11 protein-coding genes are annotated in these 12,383 nt (G+C 48.3%); 7 read left to right on the top strand and 4 right to left on the bottom strand.

From position 1 onward, the window contains the following. Positions 1-85: 85 nt before the first annotated feature. Together P2W84_RS10090 and P2W84_RS10085 are read right to left on the bottom strand one after the other, a co-directional pair. Complete coding sequence (locus P2W84_RS10090) at positions 86-1,348, bottom strand: sugar MFS transporter (protein ID WP_276089989.1); 1,263 nt, start codon at positions 1,346-1,348, stop codon at positions 86-88. A gap of 152 nt (positions 1,349-1,500) precedes the next feature. Next, positions 1,501-2,205, bottom strand: a complete 705-nt coding sequence (locus tag P2W84_RS10085) for a DUF92 domain-containing protein (protein ID WP_276089988.1) — start codon at positions 2,203-2,205, stop codon at positions 1,501-1,503. Positions 2,206-2,499: 294 nt separating this feature from the next. Between P2W84_RS10085 and P2W84_RS10080 the strand changes: the two genes are divergently transcribed. Further along, positions 2,500-5,142 carry a HEAT repeat domain-containing protein gene (locus P2W84_RS10080; protein ID WP_276089987.1) on the top strand — a complete coding sequence of 881 codons (2,643 nt, stop codon included), beginning with the start codon at positions 2,500-2,502 and terminating at the stop codon, positions 5,140-5,142. Between the two features lie 532 nt (positions 5,143-5,674). Here the strand turns inward: P2W84_RS10080 and P2W84_RS10075 are convergent. After that, entirely contained in the window at positions 5,675-6,709 is a 1,035-nt protein-coding gene (locus P2W84_RS10075; RefSeq protein ID WP_276089986.1) for a glycosyl hydrolase, read from the bottom strand. Positions 6,710-6,862: 153 nt separating this feature from the next. Here P2W84_RS10075 and P2W84_RS10070 point away from each other — a divergent pair, with 153 nt between their 5' ends. Genes P2W84_RS10070 through P2W84_RS10045 form a run of 6 tightly spaced genes read left to right on the top strand, consistent with a single transcriptional unit; the run spans position 6,863 to position 11,463 of the window. Further along, positions 6,863-7,708, top strand: a complete 846-nt coding sequence (locus tag P2W84_RS10070) for a transketolase (protein WP_276089985.1) — start codon at positions 6,863-6,865, stop codon at positions 7,706-7,708. Between the two features lie 13 nt (positions 7,709-7,721). Then, positions 7,722-8,681 carry a transketolase family protein gene (locus P2W84_RS10065; protein WP_276089984.1) on the top strand — a complete coding sequence of 320 codons (960 nt, stop codon included), beginning with the start codon at positions 7,722-7,724 and terminating at the stop codon, positions 8,679-8,681. 17 nt (positions 8,682-8,698) lie between these two features. Next, the gene (locus tag P2W84_RS10060) at positions 8,699-9,259 is read left to right on the top strand and encodes a sigma-70 family RNA polymerase sigma factor (protein ID WP_276089983.1); all 561 of its coding nucleotides are present in this window, start codon (positions 8,699-8,701) and stop codon (positions 9,257-9,259) included. Positions 9,260-9,293: 34 nt separating this feature from the next. Then, positions 9,294-9,803 carry a hypothetical protein gene (locus P2W84_RS10055; protein ID WP_276089982.1) on the top strand — a complete coding sequence of 170 codons (510 nt, stop codon included), beginning with the start codon at positions 9,294-9,296 and terminating at the stop codon, positions 9,801-9,803. A gap of 10 nt (positions 9,804-9,813) precedes the next feature. Next, positions 9,814-10,263: a hypothetical protein gene (locus P2W84_RS10050; RefSeq protein WP_276089981.1), complete on the top strand. Its 450-nt coding sequence runs from the start codon at positions 9,814-9,816 to the stop codon at positions 10,261-10,263. A 15-nt stretch (positions 10,264-10,278) separates the two neighbouring features. Continuing rightward, positions 10,279-11,463 carry an aspartate aminotransferase family protein gene (locus tag P2W84_RS10045; RefSeq protein ID WP_276089980.1) on the top strand — a complete coding sequence of 395 codons (1,185 nt, stop codon included), beginning with the start codon at positions 10,279-10,281 and terminating at the stop codon, positions 11,461-11,463. A 55-nt stretch (positions 11,464-11,518) separates the two neighbouring features. Here the strand turns inward: P2W84_RS10045 and P2W84_RS10040 are convergent. Continuing rightward, a partial coding sequence (locus tag P2W84_RS10040) for a DUF58 domain-containing protein (RefSeq protein WP_276089979.1) occupies positions 11,519-12,383 on the bottom strand: 865 nt, incomplete at its 5' end.

The following is a 12,383-nucleotide window of genomic DNA, read 5'->3' as shown; positions in this document are numbered from 1 at the left end:
TTGCTCATTCAATACCCTTAAAATAGCACTTCAGTGAAGATTTCAGGTACTGATGAAAGTGTTCATTTCGTTCAATCTCCCGAAATTATGAACGGGACCTGAGTTTATGGCCATAAACCGCATAATACCAGATTACCAGGTAGCAGGGCACCATGATCCAGTAAGCCTGCTGTGCATTGACCACATCGGTCAGATAGCCATAAAGCAGGGGCAGCAGCGCACCGCCGGAAATACCCATGATCAGCAGTGAAGCCCCGGTCTTGGTAAAGCGGCCCAGACCATCAATGGCCAGTGGCCATATCGCCGGCCACATCAGTGAATTGGCCAGCCCGAGTAAGGAAATCATAAGTACCGAAGTATAACCACCTGAAAAGATGGCAGCCAGCGAAAATATAACGCCCAGTACCGCAGACCCCTTCAGCGCGGTTTGCTGACTGAAAAATCTTGGGATACAGATGATACCAACGATATAACCCACGATCATGCTGATCAGCGTATAGGTAGTAAAGAATTTAGCCTCAGATAAAGCAATACCCTTGGTCGCACCGTACGCAATAACCGTATCTCCGGCCATTACTTCAACACCTACATATAAGAACAGCGTAAATGCGCCTAGTAACAAATGCGGAAACTGCATAATGCTGGTCTTGTTGGTATTTGCCTGTGCAACTTCACCTTCTTCTTTCTCAGTATCTACCTCAGGCAGGCCGGAAAAATAGATCAATACGGCAAGTACCACTAGTACTGCTATTATGGCCACATAGGGCCAGATTACCTTATGGGCAAGGGCATCCAGCTCGGCAGCCTTTTCCACAGCGTTTGCGGTAGCTACCCGGGCAATAACACCATCAGCATCTTTCAGCGTGACCGCACCCAGCAATATAGGTGCTATCGCACCTGCGACCTTATTACATATACCCATGATACTGATCCGCCTGGCTGCGCTCTCTACGGGACCCAATATCGTAATGTACGGATTAGAAGCAGTTTGCAGCACCGCAAGGCCGGTACCCTGCACAAAAAGTCCCAGCAGGAACAGCATATAGGTACGACTCAGGGCCGCGGGGATAAACAGCAGTGCGCCTACCGCCATGATCACCAGGCCCACTGCCATGCCATTTTTAAATCCGGTCATCTTCAGTACCCATGCGGAAGGCAGCGCCATAACAAAATAGGCAATATAAAAAGCAAAAGCTACGAGATAAGACTCAAAATTGGTCAGCTCACAGGCAATCTTCAGATAAGGGATCAATACGGAGTTTAACCAGGTAACAAACCCGAAAATGAAGAATAAGGCGCCTATGATTGCAATTGGAGGTATTCCGGATGTTCTGCTTTGATTTGGCATGTGTGGTTCTAGTTTGGTCAGTTGTATTTTGTTTAGTTATCAGGTCATTATTGCCCTTCCCGGAAAGATGCCGGTCAGCAGATAAAAACCGCTTGCATTTCGTAAATATAAAGCAAGTCGGACTGTAAATGCCAAAAGATTGTATAAATCTTTTACGCAAACGCTTGTGTGGCAAGAAAAAGCCCCAGTACGACCAACGCTGCAACAAGCGTATTTAGAAAATTCACCAGATCATTACCAATATGGCCTTTGCGTTCCAGCAGATCACCCAGCAATGAGTCGGCAAAATTGCCCGCCATACCCGCCAGTGCTGTTAATAAGGCCTGGAGACTCCAGCCTGCGAAGATCAATGCTACGAGGGCAGACCCGGCCAGCCCGGCAAGCGTACCTTCAAGGCTAATGACGCCATCTGTTCCCCTGACACCAGGCCTGAGGTTCAGTATATGATAAAACCTTCGTCCGTAGACCATACCCAATTCTGAAGATAAGGTATCAGATAGTGCCGAGGCAAGGCTCGCCGCCATCATTAACAGGTACATCTCATCATGCACCCGATCTGTGATCATGGCGATTGCCATCAGCGCAGCTACTCCCCCGTTTGCCAGGACCTGACCTGCATTACGCCTGCCCGAATGCACCTCACCCGCTGCCACTTTCTTTGCCCGGCCGTGTGCAGTTGCCCAGACACTGACCAGGAAGAAGCCAAGCAACATCAGCAGTCCATTCCAGCCTGAGGCAAGATACACCAGTGCCCCTACTAATCCCGCGGCAAAGGCACCTCCGGTAGTCAGTTTTTGTTTCCTAACACAGACCACCATCAGGAATACCAGGCAGAGCGTCAATAAAATCATATCCATAAACCTGACTTTTCCAGGTAAAGCTAAGCTTTTCCGGCTTAATACCTTGCAATGCTTAGCCCCTTCGCTACGGCATTGGACCGGGTTTCATACGGGTTTGGTTCGGCTATTTCCGCCAGAATGCTGCAAAGCGCCTGTATGAAACACCGGTAATACCTTATTGTAAGTTCCTGGTAAGTACAACGGTGTTTCATGCATGAACATCTGTAGAATTATCGCCAAAAAATAGTAAGTTTGATAGTACCAAAAACACACACTAATCACTATTTCCCGCCAGGGACTATAACCAAAACCATGTTTAAGATCAACCTTTTACTCATCTACTCCTTCCTGCTGCTGCTGGGTTTTGCAGCACGCATGGGTTTTAACACCGAAACACACCAGGCGCTGAGCATTCAGGCCGATACACCACGCAATGCTTCCAGCTGGCCGGGAGCGCTGATACTGAACAATTTTGCCGGTTCCGACCTTACACCAAGTCCCGCATGTCTTGCTGTGGCAGCTACCGGCGAAGTATTTGTAGGTGTAGACCAGATCGGTTCACTGGGCAAAGACCCGGGGAAAGGCAGCATCATCAAGCTGATTGACAAAGACAACGACGGAAAGCCGGAAAGCCACACCGAGTTTGCCGCGGTAGACAATCCCAGAGGAATTATTGCTATGGGCGACAAAGTTTTTGTACTCCATACCGTTTTCGAGAAGGGAATTGCTACCGGCATGGACCTGGTCGTGTTTGAAGACAAAAACAATGACGGCGTAGCCGATGGCCCTTCCAAGCCCTTGATCGAACACATCAGCGCCCCGAAATTCCTGCAGAGCCGGGGCACCGACCATGCCACCAACGGAATCCGGATGGGCATAGATGGCTGGATCTATATTGCTGTCGGGGACTTCGGCTTTTATAATGCTGTGGACCGTAACGGCAAAAAACTAACCATGCATGGTGGCGGTATCGTACGGGTAAGGCCGGACGGAACTGAAATGGAAACCTATACACATGGTACACGTAATATTTATGACGTGGCCATCGACCCCTACATGAACATCTTTACCCGTGACAATACGAACGACGGAGGTGGCTGGAATATCCGCTTTAGTCACCATATCCAGTCAGGAGAGTATGGCTACCCGTTATTGTTCAAGCATTTTACAGAAGAGATTCTGCCTGGCCTGGTCGATGTAGGCGGAGGCTCAGGTACAGGCTGTCTTTTCATGGATGAGCCGACCTGGCCAGAGCAATATAATCATGTACCGATGATGGCAGATTGGGGAAACAGCTTTCTTTACCTTCACCGTGTAACACCTGACGGCGCGAGCTTTACGCAAAAGGACGAAAACTTTATCAAGCTGAACCAGATCACTGACCTGGATGTTGACGGCTCTGGCCGACTGTACCTTTCTGCCTGGGATGGTGCGGGTTATTCCGGCAGTCCGGATAAAGGCTTTATTGTCAGAGCCGTTCCAAAGGGCTGGCAATACACTGCATTTCCAGATCTGAAAAAGGCACCGGTAAAAAAACTCAGCGAACTGCTGAAATCGAATAGCTCCGTAGCCAGGCTGAATGCCCAGCAGGAATTGCTGAGCCGCAAACCGGCTGATGCTGCAAAGGCATCGTGGATTATTGCCGCCGACAGATCTCTCCCTCTGTATAACCGTGTAGCCGGTATCTTTACATATGCACAGGCCGCGGGGGCACAAGGCACCGTAAATCTGGTAAAACTGACAGCAGAACCTGAGGTAAGGGAATTTGCCCTGCGTGCACTTGCAGACCGGAAGGCCAATGCACCGAGTGTGCCCGTACAGCCATTCCTGGAGGGGCTTAAAGACAACTCACCTAGGATACAGGCTGCTGCCATTATCGGCCTGGGCCGTCTGGGTAAGGCCGAAGCAATTCCTGCACTGCTGGGGGTAAAGGTACCCAGCTCGTTTGCAGCCCCGGCCAAAGATACTGAAGGTCCTCATGCAACGCCGAACTCGGCGATCATTCCTGCTCACCTTGCCGTACAGGCACTTTTGGAGCTGAATGCGACCGATGCGTGTTTGAATGCAGTAGGTACTGAAAACGCTACACTGGCACTATGGGTACTGCGTTATGTGCATGACCAGAAAGCAGTTAGCAGCCTGATCACAGCCTATCAGAAGAGCAATGACCAGAATCTGAAGACTGCGATCATCAATACACTAGCAAGAACGTATAAGACGGAGGCTCCCTATACCGCAGAGACCTGGTGGTCTACCCGGCCAGACGGTCATGGCCCCTATTATGATGCCGTAGAATGGGCAGGCTCTGCCGCCATCAGACAGTTTATGCTGGCTGAGGCAGGAAAATCAGGCACTGCCGGCAAGACCTTCTTCATCGATCTTAATGAAAAATACCAGATGGAAATACCTGAATTCAGTGTTGAGGAAAAACCGGTAGCCAAAGTGGAAGATAAGATCGACCTGGAAAAGATCAGAAACAAAAAGGGGCAGATCGGCGAGTCTTCTATAGAAGATATCATGCTGGCTATGGCAAAGATTAAAGGCAATCCGGCCCTGGGCAAAGGTATTTTCACTAAGCAAGGCTGTGTTGCCTGTCATAGCCTGAGCAAGGGCGAACCGCTGAAAGGGCCTTTCATGGGGCAGATTGGATCAATCATGAGTCGCGAGCATATTGCGGAATCCATCCTGAAGCCAAACGCATCAATTTCACAAGGCTTTGCCACAGTAATGATTACGACAAAAGATGACAAGACTTATATGGGCTTTGTAACTGCCGAAACAGCGGGCAAGGTTACCCTTCGCGACATTGCAGGACAGGTGAGCAACATCAAAACCTCAGACATTGCCACACGGAAGGAGCTGGAAACGTCCATGATGCCTGAAGGACTTGCCAATTCGCTGTCTTACGAAGAGTTCGCATCATTGATCACATTCCTTTCTGAACAGAAAAAATAACCTTACGCTTATATATACCAAGGGCGGTCCATGTCAACGCTGACATGGACCGTCTGCTTTACTATGCATGCATAATACCCAATTTGCTACAAATTGATGAATTTATTTCCTGGCTTTCCCGGGTTGATCTGCGTTGAAGGTGATATAAACGTGGAAATCTCTGCTGGCACTATCTTGGCAATACTGGAATTGTCCGGGGAGGACTTTTTTAGATGGGGACCGTTGAGGGGAAGACGCGCAGGATCAGTGAGCAGTACATGCAGACAACGAAGGGAAAATCCTGCGCGGGGATTCCGGAAGCATGGAGCGGGTGTTTTTAGGGTTACATCCGCTCCTACCGCCCCGGAAATGGTAGATATATACCAAAAACAAGAGCGGCCTTGTATCCACAATCCGCTCCTGAGGGAAAAAATTAATAAACCTGATTATGGGGATTTTAACCTCATATGGTCGCTCCGGCTGATTGATCAGCACAAAACGTATGTTTATTTGTTATTAAAACGGTTAAGGAAACCCGAACAGGAAGATTCTTTTATTTTTTTAATTCGTCCAGCGTAAGGACATTCGATGCACCGGCTAGCATCCTGATGGCTTCCTGGTTATTATATTTAAATACCAGCTCTGACCAGCCCATAAAAAATGTCCATTTTGGCTGTCTGGATAGCTGGTCTGCCGTAGGATATTTCTGGCATTCGCCGATTGCAACCGGCTTGCCTTTAGCTACTTCAACCATAACATCGTATTTTTCCCTGCTGAAGCCACTCTTGTCGTCGTAAATGTCGAGGGCAGCGATATCCCAGTAGGCATGTCCCGGGTTATAAACGTTCACATCATGCTCCAGTGTGCCGAAGTCCTGCATGTCCCATATCCAGATCAGGTTACGGAGCCCTTTGCGCTTTGTAAAATAATCATGCGTCAGCTGGTAGAGTTTAAGCGTCCCTTCCGGGCCCGGACGCCCGCCCCACCAGAAGACTTTCTGGTTCATCTCATGCAATGGGCGGAACATTACTTCTACGCCTTTGTCCTGCAACTGCTTCAGGTAAACAGCGATTTCATCCATCATCATTTTCCAGCGCACATTAAGCCGGGTACCGCTTGTGAGCAATTCCTGCCATTGCTCGTCGCTGAGCTGGCTCAGCACGCCTTTTTTATCCCAGCCGCAGGGTTGCTCAAAGGCCGGGTTACAGGCATGCCACATGAGGTTGATCAAGGCACCTTTCTTCCATTGTCTTACTGCTTCATCGATCATAACCTGGCGGCTGGCAATATTCTCGCCCTGAAAAAGGAAGTCGCCGCTCCAAAGTGCCGGATACTTACCACTTACCCTAAACATTTCGTCTGTCCAGGCGGCAGGCTTTGTATTGGGTTCCCTGTTGTGTATGCCCATTATGGACTGTTTCCCTGAAATCCGGTAAAGCAGTTCCAGTGTGCGCCCGTTTCTTTGTGCTATGACGCAATTACATACCGTAACAAAAATAAGGATAAGGCCGATTTTCTTCATCTGTTCATCTAGGGTAGTAGCTTTTTCACAAATTAATATACTACCTTTGTACCAACTTTTGTTCATAAAGCTTAATTTTTCATTAAAGGGGCAGGTATTTCTGCCCCTTTTTGTTTTTACAGGCGATACGGCCTGCATTTTGTATGTCTGCGGGGCGGGAGATCGATTGCATATCCGGCTCCTTTTCTATAAGTTTGTGAGAATAAATAACCCCAATTAATGAAACATACAATAAATGAACTAGAAGATATCGCTACTCAGGTAAGAAGGGATATTGTCAGAATGGTACATGCCTGCCAGTCCGGTCATCCGGGTGGGTCACTGGGCTGCGCCGACTTTTTAACCGCACTTTATTTTGAAGTCATGAAGCACAATCCAAACTTCTCGATGGATGGTAAGGGCGAAGATTTGTTTTTTCTTTCCAACGGGCATATTTCTCCGGTTTTCTATAGTGTACTGGCCAGATCGGGCTATTTTGAGGTAAGTGAGCTGGCTACTTTCAGAAAGCTGAATTCAAGGCTGCAGGGGCACCCGACCACACATGAAGGGCTTCCTGGAGTAAGAATAGCTTCCGGTTCATTGGGACAAGGCATGTCGGTAGCCATTGGTGCCGCGCTTGCCAAAAAGCTGAATAAGGATAACTCCATAGTATATTCCCTGCACGGTGACGGGGAGCTGCAGGAAGGCCAGAACTGGGAAGCCGCCATGTTTGCGCCTTTCAACAAAGTGGACAACCTGATCGCTACTGTCGACTATAACGGCCAGCAGATCGACGGACCGACCGAAAAAGTACTTTCTCTGGATAGTCTTCAGGCCAAATTTGAGGCGTTCGGCTGGCAGGTGATCACATCGGACGGCAATGATATGGACAGCATCATCAAGGCACTGCTTCTGGCCAGGTCACTGACCGGCAAAGGCAAACCAATTATGAACCTGATGAGTACACAGATGGGCTATGGTGTGGATTTCATGATGGGATCTCACAAATGGCATGGCGTTGCCCCTAATGACGAGCAACTGGCCAATGCCTTGTCACAATTAAGCGCTACATTGCAGGATTACTAAAAACAGAAAAGCTGTGAAAAAATATACATATACAGAAAAGAAAGATACACGTTCCGGTTTCGGTGCGGGGCTACTGGAAGCCGGAAAGAAAAATCCAGAAGTGGTTGCGCTTTGTGCTGACCTGGTTGGCTCGCTGAAAATGGATGCCTTCATCAAGGAATTTCCGGAACGTTTCTTCCAGGTGGGTATTGCGGAAGCCAATATGATCGGCATTGCCGCAGGTCTGACCATTGGCGGAAAAATTCCTTTTACCGGAACTTTTGCCAATTTCTCGACAGGCAGGGTGTATGACCAGATCCGTCAGTCAGTGGCGTATTCGGACAAAAATGTCAAGATCTGTGCTTCCCATGCGGGCCTTACCCTTGGTGAGGACGGAGCTACCCACCAGATCCTGGAAGATATCGGCCTCATGAAAATGCTGCCGGGTATGACGGTGATCAACCCTTGTGACTACAACCAGACAAAGGCGGCGACCATGGCCATTGCGGAGCACCATGGCCCGGTATACCTGCGCTTCGGACGTCCCGTGATCCCGGTATTTACTGATCCTGACCAGAAATTTGAGATCGGCAAGGCCTGGATGGTAAATGAAGGTAAAGATGTGACCATCATTGCCACCGGACACATGGTATGGAAGGCAATAGAAGCAGGTGAAAAACTGGCCGATCTGGGAATCGATGCCGAGATCATCAATATCCATACGATTAAACCTCTGGATGAAGAGGCAGTCTTGAAATCGGTACGGAAAACCGGATGTGTAGTAACCTGTGAAGAACACAATAAGTTTGGCGGACTGGGCGAAAGCATAGCCAGGCTGCTCGTTACCGAACTGCCGACACCTCAGGAATTTGTTGCTGTGAACGACAGTTTCGGCGAAAGCGGCACCCCTGACCAGCTGATGACCAAATATGGTCTGGACAGTATCAATATTGTGGAGGCTGCACAAAAAGTGATGAAGAGGGCAGGCAAATAACAGCTTAAGCACAATACATGAAGCAGGTTGAAGACGCAGATATCCTGGAAAAATTCTCGGATAGCAAAACACGCAATGAGGCCTTCAATCTGCTTCTTAAGAAATATCAGCAAAAGATCTACTGGCATATCCGCAGGCTGGTCATTGACCATGACGATGCAGATGATCTGGTGCAGGAAACTTTTATTAAGGTATGGAACAACCTGGAAAAGTTCCGCAGCGATTCCCAGCTCTATACCTGGATTTACCGGATCGCTACCAATGAATCCATTACTTTCCTGAACAAACAAAAGCAGCGTAACAATACGCCCCTTGATGAGGTATCTGGAGAACTGGAACAAAGCCTGGTCGCGTCTTCTTATTTTAACGGTGACAAACTGCAGCTCAAACTACAGAAGGCCATCCTCAGTCTGCCCGAAAAACAGCGGCTGATTTTCAACATGAAGTATTTCGATGACCTTAAATACGAGGAGATTGCAGAGATCACAGGTACCAGTGTGGGCGCGTTGAAAGCCTCATTCCACATCGCCGTCAAAAAAATAGAAACTTTTATGCTAAATGAGGACATTACCTTTTAAACCTTTTGCCCTCCGATGCATCAATATATCTGAAATGGAAGAACATAGCGAACATAGTGAAAGGAGTGTGAGCGGAACTGGCTTTACTGTTCCTTCCGGTTATTTTGACGGACTGAGCCATGAGATCAATACCCGTATTTCAGTGGAACGGCTTAAGGTGCTGGTTCCTCAGGATTCCGGCTTTACGGTTCCTGATGCCTATTTTGATCACCTGGAGACAAGTATTACAAACAAAATCAGCCAGAAGCCTGTGTTCCGGCTGTGGCGGTCCGGCGTACTGAAATATGCTACTGCAGCCTGCTTTATCATTATAGCCGCAGCAGGCATTTTATTCTTCAGTACCGGCAACCGGGAAAAGATACCTGGAAACCCGCATGCAGATATAGCCGCAGAACAGATCCTGTTTGATATCGATGAAGATGTAATCATGGAACACATTGAGGCTAACTACAAAGAAGACAAGAAGACAAATACTGCCGATATGGAACTGGAAAATTACATTCTAAATAATTATTCACAGAATGACCTGGCCAGTATTTTATAAAAGACGCACTATGAAAAACCTAATCCTTTCTGCAATGTTGCTTTTTACAGTTACGGTCTCCGCAAAAGCACAAGGTGATCGCATCAACGAGATTGAAACTTATAAAATTGCATACCTGACCGAAAAGCTTGGTCTGAGCGCTGAAGAGGCTAAGATTTTCTGGCCTATTTATAATGACTATCAGAAAGAACAGGCAGCACTGCGCAAAGAACGTTTTCAGAAGATGATCAGTTTCCGGAAGATCAACGAAATCGAGGACCTTTCAGATGCACAGGTACAGGAACTCATTACTAACGATTTCAGCATCAGGCAGCGGGAGCTGAACCTCGAAAAGAAATATTACTATAAGCTCAGATCGAACCTGCCCATTAAGACGGTAGGTAAGTATTACCGTGCCCAGGAAGCATTCAAACGTGAGATCCTGTCCAGGTACCGCAACGGCAGACCGGGAAGAAATTAGTACCTTTGCGTTGTTATGCTTACACAACGCCAGCTGTTCCTCCGGCACAATGCCCAGACTACTTTAGCACCGCTTCTTCTTGAATTTGTCAAAGCTGAAGGCATGTACCTGTATGATCCTTCCGGGCGCAGATACATGGACCTGATCGCAGGCATAGGGGTCAGCAATGTTGGTCATTGCCACCAGAACGTGGTGACCGCGGTCAAGGCCCAGGCAGAAAGCTATATGCATATCATGGTTTACGGGGAATTTGTACAAAGCCCTCAGGTCAACTTTGCCAGGGCCCTGGCTGAAGTCCTTCCTCCACCCCTCGACTGCACCTATTTTGTCAATTCAGGAGCTGAAGCTGTTGAAGGAGCCATGAAACTTGCAAAACGTTATACCGGGCGGGCAGAACTACTTGCCTGTCATCATTCCTATCATGGCAGTACCCAGGGTGCGCTCAGCCTGATGGGCAACGAGGAATTTAAACAAGCCTACCGGCCCTTGCTGCCTCGGACCGGATTCATTCATTACGGCTCGTTCACTGATCTCGACCGTATTACCGAAAACACAGCAGCAGTATTTGTGGAGACCATACAGGGCGAAGCAGGTATCCGGGTGGCAGACGCTGCTTATTTCCGGGCCCTACGCGAAAAGTGCACAGAGACAGGAACCTTACTGGTACTGGATGAGATACAAACGGGTTTCGGGCGTACGGGTAAGCTGTTTGGGTTCGAGCATTTCGGTATAGTCCCTGACATTCTGTTACTGGCCAAGGGTATAGGAGGCGGAATGCCCATCGGGGCATTTATCAGCTCTGGTGAGCTCATGGCTTCCCTGGCCACTGCCCCCATTTTGGGTCATATTACCACTTTTGGCGGACATCCGGTAAGCTGTGCCGCTGGCCTTGCGACACTGCAAACCATCCTTTGTGAAGAGATGATAGCCGGTGTTGAAGCCAAAGGCCAGCTTTTCCGCGAGCTGCTCAGGCACCCGGCCATTAAGGAAGTACGTGGAAAGGGACTTATGATCGCTGTTGAATTTGAAAATTTTGATCAGAACAAAAGGATAATCGACGCTTGTATTGAAGATGGACTCATTACTGACTGGTTCCTGCATTGCGCCAATTCGATGCGCATTGCGCCTCCGCTGATCATTTCCGAAGAAGAGATCAGGCAGGCGTGTGCAATCATTTTAAAGAATTGTGATCGCATTTGAGGCGAAGACGTTGCGGAAAATCATCCGTCTGCCATGATACCGGGAAAAGCGCTCACTAGCTCATTTTCTGACGCTTGATCAAATAGGCCTGCAATACCGGATAAAAACCTTCAGCTATGTCTGCATCCACCATATCGATCTTATACTGGATGCACTTCAGTTGTATGGCATGACGGTATGCCCTCATCCGGTCCAGATAATTTTCCCGTATGCCCGAAACGTGGGCTTTTAGTTTCATCCCAGTCTCCATATCTACGAACTCATAAGGACGGTTATCAAAAGCAAAATCCACTTCACGTGCCTTATCCGTTACATTAAAGATCACTACTTCGTGCTTATTGAATTTCAGGTGCTGCAAGGCAGAAAACAATACTTCTGTCTGTTCTTCGCTGTACAGGGTGTTCAGAAGATCACTGAAGACGACCACCAGCGATCGTTTATGGATCAGCTCGGCCACCTGGTGCAATGCCTGCTCCAGGTTCGTCCTTAGCTCCATTTTCGGGCTGGAAAGCACGCGTTCCAGTTCACCGAATAAATATTTCTGGTGAGCTGTGGTCGATTTCGCCGGAGTATTCAGCAACAGTTCTTCTGTAAACAGACTGAGTCCGAACGCATCGCGCTGGCGTTTCAGCAGATAGATCAGCGAAGCGGCTGCTTCCACAGAAAAATTCAGTTTGTTATAAGCGCCGGGCGGAAAATACATAGAGGAGGAAATATCCATCACAAACTGGCACCGAAGATTGGTTTCCTCTTCATACCTTTTACTGAACAACTTATCTGTCCGGGCAAAAAGTTTCCAGTCGATGTTCTTTACGCTGTCTCCTGTATTGTAAAGCCGGTGTTCTGCAAATTCTACTGAAAATCCGTGAAACGGGCTTTTATGCAGCCCTGTGATAAAGCCCTCCACTACCTGCCGCGCC

Source organism: Pedobacter sp. JY14-1 (assembly GCF_029269825.1).
Taxonomy (GTDB): Bacteria; Bacteroidota; Bacteroidia; order Sphingobacteriales; family Sphingobacteriaceae; genus Pedobacter.
The sequence above is the reverse complement of the archived record's forward strand: the minus strand, read 5'-3'. Positions and strand labels throughout refer to the sequence as shown.